This window comes from Hugonella massiliensis, from assembly GCA_001486445.1.
GTDB lineage: Bacteria > Actinomycetota > Coriobacteriia > Coriobacteriales > Eggerthellaceae > Hugonella > Hugonella massiliensis.
On the sequence record LN908986.1, the window covers coordinates 663,913 to 682,675 of the forward strand.

15 protein-coding genes, 2 tRNA genes and 1 other RNA gene are annotated in these 18,763 nt (G+C 62.3%); 11 read left to right on the forward strand and 7 right to left on the reverse strand.

Features of this window, described 5'->3' with window-relative positions:
- Positions 1 to 126: 126 nt before the first annotated feature.
- The 5 genes from BN3270_RS05425 to BN3270_RS05445 all read right to left on the reverse strand — a co-directional run bounded on the left by BN3270_RS05425 (position 127) and on the right by BN3270_RS05445 (position 5,834).
- The gene (locus BN3270_RS05425; RefSeq protein ID WP_058986136.1) at positions 127 to 1,074 is read right to left on the reverse strand and encodes a hypothetical protein; all 948 of its coding nucleotides are present in this window, start codon (positions 1,072 to 1,074) and stop codon (positions 127 to 129) included.
- 280 nt (positions 1,075 to 1,354) lie between these two features.
- A complete protein-coding gene (locus BN3270_RS05430) occupies positions 1,355 to 3,901 on the reverse strand; it encodes a VaFE repeat-containing surface-anchored protein (RefSeq protein WP_058986137.1) in 2,547 nt (848 codons plus the stop codon).
- Positions 3,891 to 4,742: an IS3 family transposase gene (locus tag BN3270_RS05435; protein WP_058986138.1), complete on the reverse strand. Its 852-nt coding sequence runs from the start codon at positions 4,740 to 4,742 to the stop codon at positions 3,891 to 3,893. The genes BN3270_RS05430 and BN3270_RS05435 overlap by 11 nt, the downstream gene beginning before the upstream one ends.
- Positions 4,739 to 5,260: a helix-turn-helix domain-containing protein gene (locus BN3270_RS05440; RefSeq protein WP_058986139.1), complete on the reverse strand. Its 522-nt coding sequence runs from the start codon at positions 5,258 to 5,260 to the stop codon at positions 4,739 to 4,741. The genes BN3270_RS05435 and BN3270_RS05440 overlap by 4 nt, the downstream gene beginning before the upstream one ends.
- A gap of 151 nt (positions 5,261 to 5,411) precedes the next feature.
- A complete protein-coding gene (locus BN3270_RS05445) occupies positions 5,412 to 5,834 on the reverse strand; it encodes a flavodoxin (RefSeq protein ID WP_058986140.1) in 423 nt (140 codons plus the stop codon).
- A 219-nt stretch (positions 5,835 to 6,053) separates the two neighbouring features.
- Between BN3270_RS05445 and BN3270_RS05450 the strand changes: the two genes are divergently transcribed.
- The 4 genes from BN3270_RS05450 to BN3270_RS05460 all read left to right on the forward strand — a co-directional run bounded on the left by BN3270_RS05450 (position 6,054) and on the right by BN3270_RS05460 (position 10,732).
- Positions 6,054 to 7,616, forward strand: a complete 1,563-nt coding sequence (locus BN3270_RS05450) for an alanine/glycine:cation symporter family protein (protein WP_058986141.1) — start codon at positions 6,054 to 6,056, stop codon at positions 7,614 to 7,616.
- Positions 7,617 to 7,752: 136 nt separating this feature from the next.
- Positions 7,753 to 8,130, forward strand: a transfer-messenger RNA (tmRNA) gene (ssrA, locus tag BN3270_RS09300).
- 307 nt (positions 8,131 to 8,437) lie between these two features.
- Complete coding sequence (locus BN3270_RS05455) at positions 8,438 to 10,201, forward strand: FAD-dependent oxidoreductase (RefSeq protein WP_058986142.1); 1,764 nt, start codon at positions 8,438 to 8,440, stop codon at positions 10,199 to 10,201.
- Positions 10,202 to 10,204: 3 nt separating this feature from the next.
- A complete protein-coding gene (locus tag BN3270_RS05460; RefSeq protein ID WP_058986143.1) occupies positions 10,205 to 10,732 on the forward strand; it encodes a cytochrome c3 family protein in 528 nt (175 codons plus the stop codon).
- Between the two features lie 104 nt (positions 10,733 to 10,836).
- Here the strand turns inward: BN3270_RS05460 and BN3270_RS05465 are convergent, their stop codons facing one another.
- Positions 10,837 to 11,466 (reverse strand): flavodoxin family protein, encoded by a 630-nt coding sequence (locus BN3270_RS05465; RefSeq protein WP_058986144.1) that lies wholly within the window; start codon positions 11,464 to 11,466, stop codon positions 10,837 to 10,839.
- 106 nt (positions 11,467 to 11,572) lie between these two features.
- On the opposite strand from BN3270_RS05465, the gene rdgB reads away from it, so the two are divergent.
- The 3 genes from rdgB to BN3270_RS05480 all read left to right on the forward strand — a co-directional run bounded on the left by rdgB (position 11,573) and on the right by BN3270_RS05480 (position 12,392).
- Positions 11,573 to 12,175 (forward strand): RdgB/HAM1 family non-canonical purine NTP pyrophosphatase, encoded by a 603-nt coding sequence (gene rdgB, locus BN3270_RS05470; RefSeq protein WP_058986145.1) that lies wholly within the window; start codon positions 11,573 to 11,575, stop codon positions 12,173 to 12,175.
- A 43-nt stretch (positions 12,176 to 12,218) separates the two neighbouring features.
- A tRNA-Pro gene (locus BN3270_RS05475) sits at positions 12,219 to 12,295 on the forward strand.
- A 23-nt stretch (positions 12,296 to 12,318) separates the two neighbouring features.
- Positions 12,319 to 12,392 (forward strand) — tRNA-Gly (locus tag BN3270_RS05480).
- Positions 12,393 to 12,775: 383 nt separating this feature from the next.
- On the opposite strand, the gene BN3270_RS05485 is transcribed toward BN3270_RS05480, so the two are convergent.
- Positions 12,776 to 13,015: a glutaredoxin family protein gene (locus BN3270_RS05485; protein WP_058986146.1), complete on the reverse strand. Its 240-nt coding sequence runs from the start codon at positions 13,013 to 13,015 to the stop codon at positions 12,776 to 12,778.
- 358 nt (positions 13,016 to 13,373) lie between these two features.
- On the opposite strand from BN3270_RS05485, the gene BN3270_RS05490 reads away from it, so the two are divergent.
- The 4 genes from BN3270_RS05490 (at position 13,374) to BN3270_RS05505 (ending at position 18,720) form a co-directional block, all read left to right on the forward strand.
- Positions 13,374 to 14,702, forward strand: a complete 1,329-nt coding sequence (locus BN3270_RS05490; protein ID WP_058986147.1) for a glycosyltransferase family 2 protein — start codon at positions 13,374 to 13,376, stop codon at positions 14,700 to 14,702.
- A gap of 318 nt (positions 14,703 to 15,020) precedes the next feature.
- Positions 15,021 to 15,734 carry a ComF family protein gene (locus BN3270_RS05495; RefSeq protein ID WP_148335493.1) on the forward strand — a complete coding sequence of 238 codons (714 nt, stop codon included), beginning with the start codon at positions 15,021 to 15,023 and terminating at the stop codon, positions 15,732 to 15,734.
- A gap of 1,199 nt (positions 15,735 to 16,933) precedes the next feature.
- Positions 16,934 to 17,854 carry a substrate-binding periplasmic protein gene (locus BN3270_RS05500; RefSeq protein WP_082673382.1) on the forward strand — a complete coding sequence of 307 codons (921 nt, stop codon included), beginning with the start codon at positions 16,934 to 16,936 and terminating at the stop codon, positions 17,852 to 17,854.
- Positions 17,855 to 18,030: 176 nt separating this feature from the next.
- Entirely contained in the window at positions 18,031 to 18,720 is a 690-nt protein-coding gene (locus tag BN3270_RS05505; protein WP_058986150.1) for a precorrin-2 dehydrogenase/sirohydrochlorin ferrochelatase family protein, read from the forward strand.
- The last annotated feature ends 43 nt before the right edge of the window (positions 18,721 to 18,763 follow it).

Sequence of the window (18,763 nt, forward strand, 5' to 3'; positions counted from 1 at the left end):
CACAGCCTGGCTCTCGAGAAGGGTCACTGCGCTTGCCGAGAGAAAACCGACGAGTCCGGTTGCACAGTGTTCGCGGAAGCAGACGGATAGTTGATTCGCCCATGGCCAATTCGCCAGGACTTCAGGTTAGATCTCAGCAGCAAGACCTCGTTCCGAACCCATCAAGCCAGCATTACGCGATAGGAACCTCTCCAGCATATTCTCGAAGCGGTCGGGTGGTATCGCGTTCGTGCCGTCCTCCCTCTTGTTGATGGACCTGAGGTATCGGATCGATCGCTCGCGGTCTATCTTCTCGTCAAAGGCGACGGCTCCTCCCGCCGCGCGTGCGAAGGCTCGGTAGTCATCGCGCAGGTCGTCGAGCGCCCAGCCTCTCCAAAACCGCTCGTAATAGCTCTGTGGCTTGTCCTCGTTGACGTACCAGTATGAGAGCCGCCTCTCGTCGGCGTCGGCGAAGAATCCGGATACCGCCCCGTCGCCGTCTATTCCAGAGGTCATGGGGCCGACGCCAGGCCCGGCAAGGCAGGTGAGGAGATCTTCCCCATGATCGAGGATGTCGGTGATGTACATCGAGTCGACGGTATGTACAGCCGTGCATCCTTTGATCTTGACGACCGCCAAACTGACCAGCTCGCTGTCAGCGAGCTGGTCGCACCGCGATTTCCCGCCAATCCAATAATCCAGATCGTTAAGATAGGGACCATGATCCAAGGACGGATCGTATGGGTGAACCTGACTGAGATGGTCCGCAAAGTCGTTCAGGAGCTTGGGGCAGAACCTCACTGTCCACCCCGGTTTGACTTCTTGGGATATGAATGCCCGCAGCACCGTCCGAAGCCCGATCTCCCACTCGATCTCGCCGCCGAAATAGAGGAGCGAGCGGCTGTCTTCGTCGACGAGGATCCCGCTGTCCGAATACGCAGAATTAAGACCTCTGCTGGCCCTGTCGGATTTGGCAAATGTATCGCGAAGCGCTTCCGTCGATTCGAGAAGGTAATCGGCGGGCTCGTAGATGCTCGAGACGAAATACTCCGTCCTGCCGTCCCGCTTAAACACGACGGTGGCCGGATAGCTCATGGAATGCTCCTGTCTCGTTTCCTCGCCTGCCTTTGCCGGCAATAGGTGAGCGACGTCATCGACTGCTCGACGGGCGAAGCGGATGTGCTAGTTCAGATAGCAATCTTACATCCCGGGCATAGCGGTGCAGCCCGGAACACCCCGGGCTGCACCGCTTCCATCACGATTTCCGCCTCCTACTCGGACTCGCAATCCGGTGACACCCTCACGCACGCGTAGGCCACGAGCATCGTGAGAGTCATGAGCATGCCGAGCGCGAAGAGGGCCAGCTTGGCGAGCATCACTCCTCGCCGCCTTCGGCGTCGTCCGCCCCTTCTTCTTTGGCGTGCGAGCGGCGTTTCGCAAGCGCGATGGCGCCCGCTCCGCATGCCGCAGCTCCAGCGAGCAGCGCAGCCGCGAGCAGGGGCGTGCCGTCGCCGGTCTTGGGAAGGCTCTTGGCCGTCGCTTCCTCGCTGTCAGCGGGAGGCTGCCCCTCCTCGGGCGGGACGAGCTTCACGGTCTGCCCCTCGTCATTAATGTCGGCATGGACCGCGACCTCCTTGCCGTCCTTCTGGAGCGACTCGAACGCCACGGTCTCGTGGCCGGCGAGGTCGGCGCCGTCGAACGCGAAGGTCACCGTCTGGGTGCCGTCGGCCTTCTCGGGGGTGAACGCGACGGTGGAGGTCACGTCCTTGCCACCGCTCTTGACGGGCTTGCCCGTCTCCTTGTCCATGAGCGTTCCCGTGAGGGTGTACTCCTGGCCGGGCGTGAGCCCGGTGTAGGAGACCTCGTCGTTCACCGTCACGGAGTCGTCCGCTATGGCCTCGTGGTCGCCGTCGTCTGCATCGGTCGCGGTGGTTCCGATCTTCGGCTCGGGCGGGACGACCTTCACCGTCTGGCCCTCGTCGTCGTTGTCGGCGTGCGCCGCCATCTCCTTCCCGTCCTGCTCGAGCGACTCGAACGCAACGGTCTCGTGGCCTGCGAGGGCACTCGCGTCGAACTCGAAGGTCACCGTGGCGACCCCGCTGGGAGCCGTCGGCGTGAAAGTCGCCTCTGCGGTCACGTCCGCGCCGCCGCTTTGCACGGGCTTGCCCGTCTCCTTGTCCATGAGGGTGCCCGCGAGCTTGTACTCCTTGCCCGGCGTGAGGCCCGTGTAGGTCACGTCGTCGTTGATGGTCACCTTGTCGGCGGCAGTCGCCTCGTGGTCGCCATCGGATGCGTCGGTCGCGGTCGTGCCGATCTTCGGTCCCTCGTCGTCGGTGAGGGTTCCCAGGTTCACCGTCGTGGAGTCCTTGTAGACGGTCACGTCGAACGCCGGGATGAGCTCGCGGTCGGCGTTTGCGTCGCTCCGCTGCTCCTCGACCTCGTAGGTGTCGTAGAGCAGCGCGCCCTTGGAGTCGTCGGGGGCGGAGGCACCGAACCAGATGCCGGAGCCCTCGTTTCCGCCGTTGGTGTCCGCCGTGTGCTTGTTCCAGCTCGCCGCCGTGGATGCGTAGCCGTTGGCATCGGTCACGATGACGTGGCTCTCGCCGGTGGTCTTGCTCGTGACCTTGAAGGGCACGCCTGCCAGACGCTGCTGGGTGCCGTCGGCGACCTTGACGAGCTCGAGGTCGCCGCGGACGGGCTGCTCGGAGAACTCGCCCGTCTTCGGGACGAGCTCGAAGACGGCGGCCTCGTGGCCGGCATCCGCCGCCGTGACTGCGAACTCGTGCGTCTTCGTGTCGGGAAGGTAGCCGGTCGGAGCCTTGACCTCGGTGACGGAGATCTTGCCGAGCGGGATCCCCTCGAAGGTCGCCTCGCCTCCCGAGACCGTCGCCTCTTGGCTGACCTTCTTGCCGTCCATCTCGTAGGTGGCCCGGTACACCGCGCCGTCGAGCGAGCCCGCGCCCTGGGGACTCGCCTCGCCAGTCTCGGCGTCGGTCTTCACCATCTTGACCTTGACCGTCACGGGCGCCTCCGCGTCCTCGACGGCGATGTCGTGGCGCTTCACCTTGACCTTGTGCTCCTTGGTGGAGAGCGTCCAGCCATCGGGGGCCGAGACCTCCTTGACCGTGTAGGAGCCGGCCTTGAGCTTCTCGTCAGTCGTGCCGGTGCCGTCCTTGCCGATGGTGACCTTCGCCGCCAGCTTGCCATCCTTGGCGTACACGCCGTAGACGGCGCCCGTGGGCGAGTACTCGCGGTTGCCCGAGGTGACCGAGGCGTCGGCGGAGGTCTTGGCCACCGTCACGCGCCCGCCGAGGCTGCCGGTCACCATGGCCTGCACCGAGCGCTTGCCCTCTACGTAGCAGATGGTGCTGCACCCGTCGATCGTAAGGTCGCCGCCCTGGTAGGCTTGGGCCTCCTTGGCGAACTGGCGGGCGGCGGCAAGCACGTCGGAGTCTGCCCTCGCGAAGCTGCCCGAGGTGCCGTCCGCCGTCCCGGAGACGATCCAGACGGCGAGCTGCGTGATCGCCTGGGCCTTGGCCTTTCCCCAGTCCTTGCCGGCGATGGCCGTCTCGTTGGGGTAGCCCTTCGCGAAGAGGTAGTCGGTCGCATGCGTTCCGTCGCGCACGTCCGAGTAGTCCTGCCCGTCCCTGCCGGGCCCGTGCGCCTCGAAGTCGTAGCAGTACGAGATCTCCCCGTCGTCGGTGACGTAGCCGACCCCTGAGTTCACCTCCTCGTAGGCGCCGTCGATGTCGTAGCCGCGGATATTAATGACTGTGTCGTTGGCCTCGCTGCTTGCGGCCGACGCGGCACCGGCCGGGATGCACACCATGAGCGCGAGCGCGGCCGCGAGCGCCGCGCGGGCCGCCGCCGCGATTGAACTGCGTCCCAAAACTTGGACGGCCAAATAGAGACTAAGCCACATTCAGGGACTGATTCCGGAACTCCTCCGGGGTCAGTCCCTTCAGTTTAACTTGCCGCCTTCTCGTGTTCCAGTGGATGACGTAGGCGTCGAGATCTCTCTTGAACGCATCGAAGCTCGGCCACACCCGGTTCCGGAAGAACTCGTCCTTCAGGTGTCCGAACACCTGCTCCGTCGCGCCGTTGTCGATGCAGTTGCCCTTGCGGGACATGCTCTGCACGATGCCGGCCTCCTCGAGCCTGCCGCACCACTCCGCGTGCTGGTACTGCCACCCCATGTCCGAGTGCAGTATCGGCCTGGCTCCCTCGGGCTTCTTGGACACGAGCCGGTCGAGCAGCTCGCGCTGCTGCGCCATGTCGGGGTGCGTCGACGTCGACCAGGCGACGATCTCCTTGCTGCCGAAGTCGTACACGGGCGCGAAGTAGGCCTTCCCCCATGGCTGCTTGAACTCGGTGACGTCTGTGCCCATCTTCTCCCAGGGCCCGTCGGCCTCGAAGTCTCGCCCCATCACGTTCTCGAAGGTCCTGCCCACGACCCCCTTGTACGAGTTGTACCTGTGGTAGTCCGTCTCGCGCCGTATCCCGCAGCTGACGCCCATCTCGTGCATCATCTTGAGCACCGTCTTGTCGGCTATGCGCACGCCCTCCTCGGCGCGCAGGCACATCGCGATCTGGCGGTGGCCGCACCCGTTCGGCGTCCTGCCGAAGATCTCCGCGACCTTCTCCCTGAGCTCGGGCCTCGTGGGGCCCTTCGGGTGCGCCAGCGCGTAGTAGTAGCTCGATCTGGCGAGACCGGCGCATTCGAGCAGGTCGGAGAGCGGGTACCGCCCTGAAAGCCCGCTCACGACGACCGCCTTCTCGCGGTTCGAGAGCGCTTCTCCGCCTTCAGGGCGATCGATTTTTTTAGGTAGGCGTTCTCCGCCTCCAGCCTCTTGATCCTGCGTTCGAGCTCCTGCTCCCGCGTCATCCCCGCGGACTTGCCCCCGGCGCCCCGCGGCCGCCCCTTGGGCCTGGGCCTGAGCGCATCGGCGCCCCCCTCGCGGTACAGCTTGCACCACCTGTTCAGGGGCGAGCGCGACGCGACCCCGTAGGCCGCCATCGCCTCGACGACGGTCATCCCGCCCTCGACCACGGCCCTGGCCGCGGCGCACTTCAGCTCCCAGCTGTATTTCGCCTGGGTCCTCCCCATGTTCAGCAGGCCCTCCAATCCGACGGCGCGGAACGTGTAGAGCCATTTTCTCACGGCCTCCTGGGGAAGCGAGATCATTGAGGCGACCGGGCCGTAGCCGTAGCCCATCTCGAACAGCCTTGCCGCCTCCCTTCTGGAATCGGCATCGTGCTTCAGTCGCAGGTCATCAGGCATAAAGACGAACCTCCCATTTCTTGTGTCCAAGAAATGGGAGGCAGTTCATCATGCTTGCGGCCCCTTTTTTCAGCTGGAGTGGGGAAGAGGCAGGGGGCGGACGGTTGCCGCAGGCGCTTGCGCCTGCGGCGAGCCCTGCGCATGCCGGTGGTTACGCCGCGAGTGCGCCGCCCAGTTCCTTGCAGGACGCTTCCGCTTCGTCATCGGGGTAGTCGCGGGCGATGGCGGTACCCACCACGTTGAGTCCGGCTTCATGGGCGCGGCTTTCCCAGTTTTCCATCCATTCGCCGTCGTTCCAGTCGAAGGAGCCGAAGAGGGCCACCGGCGTGTCGCCCAAGAGGGGCTCGCATGCGGTGTAGACCGGCTCGAATTCGAATTCTTCGAGCTCGTCGTTGCCCATGGCCGGGCAGCCGAAGGCTACCGCGTCGTAATCGCCGACTGTGGATTCGTCGAAATCGGCAGCGGAGACGACCTCGACCTGGGCGCCGGCATCGCGCGCCCCCTGGGCTACCAGTTCGGCCATGGCTTCGGTGTTTCCGGTTCCACTCCAAAAGACTACGGCTACACGTTTCATGAGAAGTTCCTTTCGTTGGGCGCTGTTACGAGCCTTGACCCGTGCGGCGCTAAGGTATCGTTCGTTAGTGGAGCCTAACCTTCCCCTTGGTACCTGTCAATCGGGAAATCCCTCGCGCATGATTCCGAAAGCCCGTGCGCCTACCTGCATATTTGTACGAAATGTTCCCGTTTGTTTGATATTCTGTAACGAATAGTCATATCGACAGATTGGGGACCTATGGAAGAGCTCATCTCCCTCACGGGTGACATCGACACCTTTATTTACACCTATATCCTGATCGCCCTCCTGGTGATTTCGGGCATCCTGTTCACCATCCGCACGCGCGGCGTCCAGGTGCGCCTCTTCAAGGATATGGTGAAATCGGTTACCGAACAGAAGTACAACGAGGGGAAGAGCACGGCTTCTTCCTTCCAGGCGCTCATGATTTCCACGGCCAGCCGTGTGGGTACCGGCAACATCGCCGGCGTGTCGACGGCCATTGCCGCCGGTGGCCCGGGCGCCCTCTTCTGGATGTGGGTCATGGCCACGGTGGGCGCGGCTTCGGCCTTCGTTGAATCAACGCTAGCCCAGATCTGGAAGATCAAGAATCCCGACGGCAGCTTCCGCGGTGGCCCGGCCTACTACATCGAACAGGGGCTGGGTAAGCGCGGCCTGGGCGTCGTCTTCGCGGTTACGCTCGTGCTCTGCTTCGCTTTCGGCTTCAACGCCCTGCAGGCCTACAACGCCTCTTCGACCCTTGAGGTCTACATGCCCGACTACTTCAACAGCCAAGCGGTGGTGGGCGTGGCCCTGTTGTTTGCCGCCTTCATGGCCATGTGCATCTTCGGCGGGGGCAGCCGCATCAGCTTCCTCACCTCGATCATCGTGCCCGTCATGGCGACCGCGTATCTGGCCATCGCCCTCTTCATCACCTTCACCAACATCCAGGTGCTCCCGCAGGCCTTTTCCATGATCTTCGCGAGCGCCTTCGATTTCCGGTCCTTTGCGGGCGGCTTCGCCGGCTCGGTCGTGTCCTGGGGTATCAAGCGCGGCCTCTACTCGAACGAAGCTGGCATGGGTTCGGCGCCTAATGCCGCCGCCGCCGCTTCGGTGTCGCATCCGGTCAAGCAGGGCTTGGTGCAGACCCTTTCGGTCTTCATCGACACCATGATCATCTGCACCTGCACGGGCATGATGATTATGGTCTTCTACGTGGGGTCGGGCCTGCAGACCATGACCGATCCGGTGACCAACATCACCTCTTTCGTGAACCCGCAGACGGGTGCCATCCTCACCGGTATGCCCCTCGTGCAGGAAGCCCTGCGCTTCTCTCTCGGCGATTTCGGCGTGAACTTCATCACCTTCTCGATCTTCCTCTTCGCCCTGTCGAGCCTGATCGGCAACTACTACTACGCGGAATCGAACATCCGCTTCATCAAGAACGACAAGTGGGTCATCCTCGTCTTCCGCGTCTTCTGCGTGATCGTGGTCTTCTGGGGCGCTCAGGCCGGCTTCGATCTGGTCTGGAACTGCGCCGATATCTTCATGGGCTTCCAGGCCTTCGTGAACCTGCTCGCCCTGTTCGCCCTCGGTGGCTGGGCGGTCAAGGCTCTGAAGGATTACGAAGACCAGCGCGCCCAGGGGAAGAACCCCGTCTTCGTGAGCTCGTCGATTCCGGGGCTGCCGGCAACCGAATGCTGGCATGAATCGGCCGAAGAGCTGGCGCGGGCCGGCCTGCGTGGGTCGTTGGCGGAAGACGCCAAGCTCTCCCACCAGGTCGACGAGCTGCTCAACGACTAGGGTGCCTGCGGCAGGCCGGGCGCGGCGGTTGTCGCGCGCCCGCCCTTGCGCCGTTTGAGTGCCTGTCGTACAATTGTTCGGCACTTTGAAAAGGTGGGGCCTTTCGGCTCCCCGGGCGCAAGGAAGCGCCGCCAACGGGGGCGACTGGTTTCGACATGGTAGGTTTGAACCGAGGAGCAGGTCGTGGTCTCCTCGCCACGTTAAACAGGGGTACCGTCAATTTAATTGGCAAAAAGATTTCTTTCGTGCGTCCTGCTCAGCAGTACGCACTCGCCGCTTAATTTAAAGCTGGCGCGCCAAGGCAGAGTTCACTTTCCGGCTTTGCTGCGGTGTCATTTCAGGAAGGTGCTCCCAAGCACGTAATCGGTATGGCTTGGGCTAAGACGGAACCGGTTGGGCTGCGCGCCGCACGGCGACGGGTTACGGGCAGTCGAGATTCTTCCGCCGCATAAGCTTGTAGAGCCTGGGGGATTGCTTAGTATGGACCGGAGTTCGATTCTCCGCGCCTCCACCATAAGAGAACAGGGCGCACGCCTCGCATGAGGTATGCGCCCTTTTTTCGTTTTCGGCCGTTTGCTGTATGCGAAGGTCTCGGTCGCGCACTCAAACAATGCCCAAATTTTTACCCACTTATCCATCAATGTCCATAAAATGTCACAACAATGCAAATATGTGTCTGCAAACTTTGCATTTATACACGGCATCTACTCTCAATAGGGTATAGACTTTCCCACTTGTGTGCGTATGGCAGTCGACGTGAGAAGGGGACTGGGAGGTTTGTCGGCGCCCAGGTACGCGCGGTAAAAGGAAAGGATGGTGCTATGAGCGACCACGAATCTCATTTCGAGCCTTCGCGTCGCGGCTTCCTGAAGGCCGCGGGCGTCGCAGCGCTCAGCGCAGCGGCGGCTAGCGGTGCCTTCGGCCTGACCGGTTGTGGCTCGAATACCGGCAAGGAAGAGGCCCTGGTGGCCAACAACGCCGGCGTGGGCAAGTTCAGCGAAAGCGTTTACACTGATGTGTTCCCGTTCGAGACGCGCGGCATTCCCGTGCTGAAGAAGGACACGGGCGTTTTGCGTCGCGGCAACGTGGCCTATGTGGCCAACGAGATTCCTGAAAACCAGATCAAACGCACTGAAGAGACCGACGTGCTTGTGTGCGGCGTGGGCCTCACCGGCTCCTGCGCAGCGCTTTCGGCATCCGATGACGGTACGACCCGCGTGCTCGCCTTGGAAAAAATGAACGTGGGACGTGGCATGTTCGAAGGCATGGGCGTCGTGGGCGGCACAAAGATGACCGAAGCTGGCAACATCGTCGACAAGGCCGAAATGATGGACCGCATGCGCGCAGCCGCCGACTATCGTTTGCCCGTCGACCCTATCAAGCTGTGGGCAGACCGTTCAGGCGAGGCAGCCGATTGGATGCAGCAGAAGTTTGACGAGGGCGACGGCCAGATCGAAACGTACTACAAGCCCGGTACTCCTTCGGCTCATCATTACGATGTGCCCCAGACCGAAATCTCCTTCCGCTCTCCCCAGTGGTCGGAAAAGACGACCAAGAACGCCGGTGGCGGCGGCATGATGATCGTGAAGGACTTCGCGAACACGCTCAGCAAGCGCGCCAATGTCGACCTGCGCTTCAACACGCCGGTTTGCAAACTCGAGCGCAACGCCCAGGGCCGTGTGACGGGCGCTATCGCCAAGGACGCCGACGGTTACTTCCGCGTCAATGCCGCCAAGGGCGTCATCCTTGCCATGGGCGGTTTCGAGTCCAACCCGGCTATGCTGGAAGCCTGGTGCCGCACCGAAGACATCGAGCACTGCTCGTCCTGGGCACCCAATTCGGGCGGTACCGGCGACGGCGAGCTCATGGGTATCGAAATCGGCGCCCAGATGGATCCGCTTCCCGCAGCTATCATGAACTTCGACTTCGGGTATCCCGAAGGCTTCTATCCGGCGAGCACGGGCCTGCGTCCCCTGCTCGGCGGCCCCATGATCAACCAGGACGGCGTCCGCTATGCTGCTGAGGACCTGCCCTTCCAGGCACGCTCGAACGCGACGAACGCCCAGTGGCACCGTGGCGAGAAGTGCTGGCGTCTGGGTAGTTCCACCCAGGTGAACGCCCTTCCGCCCGATGCCCAGCAGCTTATCAAAGACAACCTGCCCGCCTACGTGGAAAAGGGCTACGCGGTTGAGGCCGACTCTCTGGCCGAGCTGGCCGGCAAGATGGGTTGCGACGCCGCAACCCTCGAAGCTACGGTCGAACGCTTCAACGGCTTCATCGATACGGGCCACGACGACGATTTCTTCCGTCAGAACCTGGCCAAGGCCACGAAGATCGAAGGCGACCACTTCTACGCCCTGCGCAACCAGTCGTGCATCCTGGCGACGGTGTCGGGCCTGGTCGTCGACTATTCCTGCCACGTGCTCGACTACGACAACAAGCCGATCGAGGGTCTCTACGCCGCAGGCGGCAACTCGGGCGGCTTCTTCGCCGGCGAGTACCCGCGCCACGTCTTCGGGCCGAGCGTGGGCCGATGCGTGACCTTCGGGTATGTGTCGGGTCAGAACGCAGCGAAGGGGGAGTAACCAATGGCTGAAGAGAAGAACGTTTCCATGCCTTCCGGTAAGCGCAAGAAGGCCCCCATCGTCATCGGCGTCGTCGTCGCGGTGCTCGTGGTCGCCGGCATCGGCCTGTTCACCTGGCACAACCAGCCCAGTTTCTGCGGCACTGTGTGCCACACCATGTCCGACCACGTAACCAATTACGAAGAAGGTCCCGGCATCGCGCACCTCCATCAGGCCGCCAACGTGAGCTGCCTCGACTGCCATCAGGCCACGCTTGACGTGCAGTTGGCCGAAGTGAAGTCCCAGCTGGCGGGCGATACCGACAACCTGGGCCTGGCCGACCGCTACTATGTGGACAATTCGGTCTGCCTGAATTGCCATGGCGGCAGTTACGAAGAGCTCGCCAAGTCGACGGAGTCCCTGGGCGCCTACAACCCCCATGCCAACCCGCATGGCGAACTCAACTGCAACGAATGCCATAAGGGCCATGCGACCCAGCAGGACACCTGCAGCCAGTGCCACGAAAACGGCGGGCAGCGCATGCTTGCCTAACCTCTAACGGTACGGTTCCACGGCTGCGAGCCGTGCATGCAGAAGGGTCCCGAGAACGATGTTCTCGGGACCCTTTTCAGACAGCCTGGTGGGCGGCGGGCCCACTAGCGGACGAAGTTGGTTTTGGCTGATCGTTCCACGAAGGGCTTGTCGAACCCGATGCCTTCTCCCGCGTTAAGGCAGTCCATGGTCCAGGTCATGTTGCGGGCCAGGTTGCGCAGGGTCTGCAGGCCCTCCTTGTCCTGGTCGACCTCTTCGGGCGTGGTGCCGTGCACCATGGCCCAGTAGGTGGACCCCACCACCAACATGTTGCTCATGAGGAAGTACTTGTTGATCGCTTCGAGGGTGGCGGTGGTGCCGGCGCGACGGGCGGAGCAGATCGATGCGGCCGGCTTGAAGCCTAGCTCGCGCCCTGCCGCATAGAAGGTGCGGTCGAGTACGGCCGCGAGCGCCCCGTTGGGGGACGCGTAGTAGACGGGGCTGCCCACGACGAGGCCGTCGGCGCGCTGGGCCGCGTCGATGACCTGGTTGGTGACGTCGTCGCTGAAGACGCAGTGGTGCTCGGGCGACCGGGCGCAGGACCCGCAGGCAATGCAGCCGCGCACCGGGTTGTTTCCCACCTGCAATTCGGTGACTTCGACCCCGTTTTCGGCGAACTCCTTCTTCATTTCTTCGAGGGCGCGCGCCGTGCAGCCGTGCGCGTGCGGGCTCCCGTTGAGCAGCAGGACTTCCATCTTGGCCTCCTTCTTCAATGGTTGTCCCGAGTGTAGCAAAGGATGGGCCGTATACTGGGTGAGGCAAGAACAGGGGTCGAAACACCCCGCGAAGGCAGGAGGACCGGTGAAGCACGTCGTCATCGCGAGCAACAACGCTCATAAGGTTGCAGAAATCGAATCGGCGCTCGATTTCGAAGGCTGGCAGTTCCAAGCCTTGCGGCAAGCGGGTGTCGATTCCGACCCCGAAGAAAACGCCGACACCTTCGAAGGCAACGCCCGCATCAAGGCGCAGGCGGCGCACGCGATTACGGGCGGCGCGGTGCTCGCCGACGATTCGGGTTTGGAAGTCGACGCCCTGGACGGGGCGCCCGGCGTGATGAGCGCGCGGTATGCGGGCGGGCATGGCGACGATGCCGCCAACAACGCCAAGCTTCTGCGCGAGCTCGCCGACGTGCCCGACGAGGCGCGCACGGCCCGTTTCGTCTGCTCTCTCGTCTTCATCGACGAAGACGGGGCCGAAACCACGGCGCGCGGCACGATCGAAGGGCGCATCGGGCATGAGCCGGTGGGAGAGAACGGGTTCGGTTACGACCCCCTCTTTATCCCCGATGTGTTCGGGGGCGCGGTGACGCTCGCCCAGGTGCCGGCTAGCGATAAGAACGCTGTGTCCCATCGCGGCAACGCCCTGCGCGCCCTGCACGAGAAAATCCTAGCGGCAAACGATTAGGCGCTTTGCCGATTCTCTGCTATACTGGCAAAGCTTGTTCGAGCGGGACGTGGCGCAGTTTGGTAGCGCGCCTGCTTTGGGAGCAGGATGTCGCAGGTTCAAATCCTGTCGTCCCGACCACTTTTTGCTCGAGCTTCCACCACGCGGGTGTGGTTCAATGGTAGAACTTCAGCCTTCCAAGCTGATAACGCGGGTTCGATTCCCGTCACCCGCTCCATGTACAAGCAAGGCCTCCCATCGGGAGGCCTTTTCAATTATTTCTTCGGCTTTCATGTCAGGCGTCGATGCAACCTGGCATAGCGTCGTTCGATGCGCTACGCGCATCGAACGAGCGCGCCTGTGAGCGCGCTCGCAATTGGAATGCCGCTGATGTTGCGGGTGGGGGACGGCGCAGGTGCCGTCTGGTGCCCCGCCAAAGAAGCGCGCGCTAAAGGGCGCGCCTTGTCAGACCAGTCGGTCGAAAGGCAGGGGCATGAGGTGACGCCCGCTCCGACCCATCGGCGCGCCCCAGCGCGCTTCGACGCGGGATCAGCGCCAGTCGGCGCCGAAGCCGTCCCCGCCCGCGGCCTGAGGGAGCCGAAACCCGCCTTCTACAGCGGCTTACAAAAGCGACTGCAGATAGGCGATGATGTCGTCGGATTCGTACATCGCCTTCCCGTTCTCTACGAGGCATGGCGACTGCACCTTCCCGCCCAGCTCGCGCACGACGGCGGCGTTGGCCGGATCGGTCACGCTTTTGTGCTCGATGGCAATGCCGTTGGCGTCGAGGAAGCGGTCGACTTTGGCGCAGAAGGGGCAACCGGGGAGGACGTAGAGGGTCATGGAATCGAAAGCGGCCATGGGGCATCCTTTCTTTCGCGGTTTTTGATAGCCCTATGATAGGGCTCAGGTAACAAATAAGGCCTTGAACGGGGGATTCGTTACCGGACGGTTGGAGGCTTTCAACTGTGGAGGCCGTGTGCAGGATTGGTGCGCGCGCCTTGGAATTCGGCCTCGTTTTCAACGCTTCACGCCCAAAATGCCCCTTTCAGATGGCCTTTTACCCGGCAAGTCCCTATAATCGGTGCGTTTGCGGAACTATGCCGTTTGGCCTCTCGGCGATTTCGGTCCGTCCGCGTACCGGCCATCCGGCTGCCCATGTGGGGCCTTGCCTCGAAAGCTGCGGCGGGTTGGTGTGAACACCGACAAAGGAGCATTCGTGTTCGACCAGTTGTTCTCAGAACTATCGTTCGTCGATATCTTCAACTTCTGCGTATTCCTCACTTTCACCATCTGCTACGCCTACCAGCTCGGCTACGTCCTCGTTACCCTTACGCGCAAGCCCCCCAAACATATCGCCACGGTCAACCACCGCTTCGCCGTCCTCGTGTCGGCGCGCAACGAGCGTGCGGTCATCGGCGACCTCATCCACAGCATTCAGGTGCAGAATTATCCCCAGGAGCTCATCGACATCTTCGTAATCGCCGACAACTGCACCGACGATACCGCCGAAATCGCCCGCGCGGCCGGCGCCCACGTCTTCGAACGCGAGAACCACGACCTGGTGGGGAAGGGCTACGCCCTCGACTACGGCTACAAGCAGATCCAGCGCTACTACGGCGACAAGGGCTACGAGGCCTACTTCGTTTTCGACGCCGACAACGTGCTCGACGTGAACTACTTCCGCGAGATGAACAACACCTTCGACTCGGGCGCCATCGCTTCTACGAGCTACCGCAATTCCAAGAACTTCGACAGCAACTGGATTTCGGCCGGCTACGGCGTCTGGTTCCTTCGCGAGGCCAAGTACCTCAACCAGTCGCGCCTCACCCTCAACACGAGCTGCGCCGTTTCGGGCACCGGCTTCTTCATCGCCGCCCCCGTTCTCGAAAAGGCCGGCGGCTGGAAGTGGCATCTGCTGACCGAAGACATCGAGTTCTCCACGAGCACCATTTGCGAGGGCGGCCGCATCGCCTATTGCCCCGATGCCGTCCTCTACGACGAGCAGCCCACCACCTTCAAGGATTCCTGGAATCAGCGCGAACGCTGGGCCAAGGGTTTCTACCAGGTATTCGGCAAGTACGGTATGCGTCTGGTGAAGGGTGTCTTCACGTCGAAGAAGGGCCACAAGTTCGCCTGCTACGACATGCTCATGACCATCGCCCCCGGCATGCTGCTCACCATCGTGTCGATCATCTTCAACGCCATCATTTTGGTCATGGCCTCGATGGGCCTCATGTCCACCGGTCAGATGATCGCCTCGAGCGCCAGCTCCATCGTCTTCTGCCTGGTCAACTACATGCTCTTCATGTTCCTCTTCGGCGTGCTCACCACCTTCACCGAATGGGACAACATCCACACCAAGTCTTCCAACAAGGTGAAATACATGTTCACCTTCCCGCTCTTCATGATCACCTACATCCCCATCGCGATCGCCGCCCTCTTTATGAAGCCGGAATGGAAGCCGATCAAGCACAACATCGCTGTGAATGTGAGCGAGTACGCCACCGCGCAGTCCCGCGAAAAGGAAGAGGTCGCTCTCCGCTAGCGTGCTTGGCGTGCGCCTCCTTCGAACGTTTTGTGCCTTACCTGCGAGCAGCCCGATGCGATGCGTCGGGCTGCTCCATTTTGGGGGGTCTTCCGCGCCCTTTGTGTGCCGTTTCTGCGCGTTCCTTGAGCTTCCGCTGAGGGGATTCTCATAGCCATCTGCGCGTGCGGACAGCTAGATTGAACCTACGCAAAGGCGGTGTGCGAACGGTAGACAAGGGGGAACTGGTTGCAGTGGGGGAACTGCAGGTCATCTTCCGGGTTGCGCTCATCGCATTTGCGCGATCACATAGGCAGGGGGCCTGCCTATGCAGCGTTGTTGGGTGAAATCGCAGCCGAAACGTTTTGGCCTACGCGTTGTGCGGTGTGCGGGAGCCCCGGTGGGGTGCTCTGCGCACGCTGTCGGCGCGCCCTGGCGTTCATCGACCAGTGGCGCGCCTGCCCGCGCTGCGGCGCTCCCTGGGGCGTGCGCGAATGCACCGAATGCAACGCCCTCAGCATGAAGGGGACGGGGTTCGCCCGCCCGCCCTTCGATGGGTGCGTGAGCGCCGTGCTCTTTGACGATGCCGCCGCCCATATCGTGCGGCTCAATAAAGACGAGGGGGAGCGTCGCCTGGCCGATTGGATGGCCTTCTTCATCGCGTCGGCCATGCCTCCGGAATGGTTGGCGGGTTCCTGCGTAACCTACATTCCCGATTCCGCCAAGGCCCGCCTACGGCGCGGCTACGACCACGGGCGCGAACTCGGTCTGGCGACGGCGCGCTTGCTGGAACTTCCCTTGGTTGATGCGCTCGCCCAACCGCGTGCTCACGACCAGCGGGACCTTGGCCGCGCCGACCGCTTTGTCAACATGGCCCAGGCGCTTTCGGTGACCGAGCAACCTACCGCGCGGGCCCGCCTTGGGCTCTACGAATCGGTCATCGTGGTCGACGACGTTTTCACCACCGGCGCGACCTTATATTCGGCAGCCCACGTGTTGAGTGATGCGAGCGACCGCAAGGTCTGGGCCGCCACGTTCGCTCGCGTTTACTAGCGCGTAGAGAGTTGCGAAGCGCCCGCAAACCTTGCTGCATATAAAATAGGTGGGGAGGGCTTTCTGCAAGCATCCGGGGGCGATAGCGAAGCGCTTCGCCCCTCGCGTCCCTGATGCTTGATCAATCTACCAGGGGTGATACCGTGGCGCCTCGCTTCGCCGCGTCAATGGTGCTTCCTGCCTCCAGTGTCGAATGCTCGGCGTTTTTCCTCTCCCTGTGCGCGAGGCATCTTCACGCAGTCAGCCGTTTGGCCATTTCGTGCAGCTACGCACGCGAGCGCCCCACAATTGACGTAAATATCTCTATTTCGCGGTACGAGAAAAAATCGAAACCATAGAAATGAACATAGGCAATAAAAATGTACAGAAACAGTGCCAACCGAGCGAGTTCTGCTTGGCTGGAGGAGCCCTAAAGCGCGAAATAGAGATTATTACGTCAAATTCGCCCTTCTACCGTAGGGTGTTTAGAACGATCGCACATCTTAGCGGCAACCACGGGCATATACGGATTGAGACGCCCCAACACATTGAATCTGGCCTCCAGTGGTGACTGCTTAGCGCCTCGCCCCATCCCGCATTCCCGTGACGGCTTCAACGACAACCCGTACCCTCAACCTGGCGTCCCTGCCGCGATTGCCCAACGCTTACTTCTTGCGTGTTCTCCGCGGCGAGAAACGCAACCCACCACGTACGCTCCTGCCGGAGGCGGGCGGGCGCTGGGGAGCCGTCGAGCGCCCGGCCAAAGAAGCACGCGCAAGAGGGCGCGCCTTGCCAGATTCGTCGGTCGTGTGCCCCGGGCATGAGGTGACGCCCGCCCCGACCCGCACGAAGCGCCCCGTTAGTGCGCTTCGAAGCGTGGCCAGCGCTCTCTCTTATACACATCCAGACGTTGATTAGATAAAGCTGTCATCCTGGCAACCTATAGTTTTGCGGGCTGTAGTTGCGGGGGTCGACAGACCCCCAATTCCAAGGCAGATGCGGTCAAAAGGATCCACGTAAGCCATTGCGCGGGCGCGAGTTGCGCGCAGGTGAGCACGGCGCATTCTAGATGTAAGACGCACCGTCCGTCGATTTGCGGCACCCGGCCGCACGGGCGAGAGGGCGATGGTGAGAGCTCAACCCCGGTGCGCGAGTGTGGGGGCGAAGACTAGGTCAGCCGCAAAGCGTAGGAGAGACAAACACAAGCTAGGGGAGTGTCTATGAAGCGTTGTACGTCACGTGCCGTTCTCGTGTTCGCAATGTGCATGCTGGTCGCCTGCCTTACGGGCTGCAGCCAGTTGGAGCAGTTGGGCATCGGGTCGCAGCAGGAGGCGTACACCCCGCAGAAGAACGCTCCTGCAGTCACTGCGCCCACGATCGGAGAAGACGGGGTCCTGCGCGTGGGCGTGAACTCTTCGAACGCTCCCTTTTCCACCCAGGCCAACGGCAAGCTCGTCGGCATCGACGTCGACGTGGCCGCTGCCCTCGCCACCCAGATGGGGCTCGACCTTCAGCTGGTCGACGTGGGGGCCGATTCCGAAGGCGCTCTGAAGAAGGGTTCGGTCGACGTCGTCATGGGCCTTTCCGATAACGACGCCTCTTCTGCCACGTCGGTGACCAATGCCTATATCCCCAGTGCCGTGGCCCTCTTCTCGGTCGATGCAAGTGGCCTGCCCGCCAAGGGCGACCAAATCGAGGCCCAGTCCGCTTCTATGAGCGCCTGGGAAGTGTCGAACCAGTACGGCGATACCCAGCTGAAATCGGCGTCCGACCTGAAGTCCGCCTTTACCGACCTCGTCGCCGGTAACGTGAACTACGTGGCCTCCGATGCCGTCGTGGGCACCTACGTGAACCATTCCATGGGCGCCGACGCCAAAATCGTCGGTCTCATGCAGAAGGTCGACGGCTACCGCATCGGTGTGGCCAAAGACAACGCAGACTTGCAGAAGGCGGTGTCCAACGCTTTGAGCACCATCTCCCAGAACGGCACGATCGACGTCATCGAGCAGAAGTGGCTCGGTTCCCCGATCGACCTTTCCAACTACGCCCTCACCGCCAACGCCGAAAAGGCCGCGAGCGCCTCGTCGGCCAGCTCGTCTTCGTCCACGAGCTCTTCTTCGAGCAGTTCGGCGGCCGCCTAAGGGTCGGCGCCGCGAGTACCACAGGCGGTGTATCCTTTTTCCCACGCGCATAGTACTTTTCCCTGTGCAGTTCTTGGAACGTTCGAATTTGAGCCTTATTTACTCCATGATGGCGTATCGTTTCCAGAGTTTTAGCCCAAGGCTCCATGCACAGGGAAACATTTGAGAGGTGAATCATGCCCGACACGCAGACGCCTGCCGACTATCGCGCCGGCTATCCCATTTTCTTGGACATGAAAGATCGGCCCGTTGTCGTGATTGGCGGCGGAGCCGTCGCCACCCGCAAGGTCGACACCTTGCTCGAATACGGTGCGTCCGTCACGGTGGTTGCGCCCCAGGTGACCCCTTCCGTCGCCGCCCACGCGGAAGCGGGCGACATCGTCTGGAAGCGCCGCGCCTACGAAACGGGCGACCTCAAAGGGGCCTCGATCGGCTTTTGCGCCTGCGGCGACCCGGCAACCGACGCTCGCGTGTTCGAAGAAGCGCATGCGGCCGGATGCCTGATGAACGTGGTCGACGTGCCGCAATGCTGCGATTTCGTCGTCCCGTCTATCCTGCGACGCGGCCTGCTTTCCATCGCCGTGTCGACGTCGGGCGCTTCGTGCACCGAATCGAAGCTCATCCGCCGTTCGCTCGAAGACCAGTTCGACGACAGCTGGGAAGCCTACTTGGACCTCATGGCCGCGGTGCGCACGATGGTCAAAGACCGCGTGACCACGAGCCATGTCGATCGCCGTCCCATTTTTGAAGCCTGCGTGCGTGCGAACTGGCGCGAGCGCCTGGCGGCCGGCGAGCAGATTTCTGCGGAAGATGCCTACGCGGAAGCGGTCGCGGCGGCGAAGAAGGGCGCTCCGCAGATCGATTAACTACTCCTACGTCCGCATGCGGGCGTATGCAGCGCAGACGAGA

Bases quoted from the DNA above. Each gene is read 5' to 3' on its own strand.
- BN3270_RS05465 (WP_058986144.1), bottom strand. From the start codon at position 11,466: ATGGAAGTCCTGCTGCTCAACGGGAGCCCGCACGCGCACGGCTGCACG.
- BN3270_RS05460 (WP_058986143.1), top strand. From the start codon at position 10,205: ATGGCTGAAGAGAAGAACGTTTCCATGCCTTCCGGTAAGCGCAAGAAG.
- BN3270_RS05445 (WP_058986140.1), bottom strand. From the start codon at position 5,834: ATGAAACGTGTAGCCGTAGTCTTTTGGAGTGGAACCGGAAACACCGAA.
- BN3270_RS05500 (WP_082673382.1), top strand. From the start codon at position 16,934: ATGAAGCGTTGTACGTCACGTGCCGTTCTCGTGTTCGCAATGTGCATG.
- BN3270_RS05455 (WP_058986142.1), top strand. From the start codon at position 8,438: ATGAGCGACCACGAATCTCATTTCGAGCCTTCGCGTCGCGGCTTCCTG.
- BN3270_RS05440 (WP_058986139.1), bottom strand. From the start codon at position 5,260: ATGCCTGATGACCTGCGACTGAAGCACGATGCCGATTCCAGAAGGGAG.
- BN3270_RS05450 (WP_058986141.1), top strand. From the start codon at position 6,054: ATGGAAGAGCTCATCTCCCTCACGGGTGACATCGACACCTTTATTTAC.
- BN3270_RS05430 (WP_058986137.1), bottom strand. From the start codon at position 3,901: ATGTGGCTTAGTCTCTATTTGGCCGTCCAAGTTTTGGGACGCAGTTCA.
- BN3270_RS05485 (WP_058986146.1), bottom strand. From the start codon at position 13,015: ATGGCCGCTTTCGATTCCATGACCCTCTACGTCCTCCCCGGTTGCCCC.
- BN3270_RS05425 (WP_058986136.1), bottom strand. From the start codon at position 1,074: ATGAGCTATCCGGCCACCGTCGTGTTTAAGCGGGACGGCAGGACGGAG.
- BN3270_RS05505 (WP_058986150.1), top strand. From the start codon at position 18,031: ATGCCCGACACGCAGACGCCTGCCGACTATCGCGCCGGCTATCCCATT.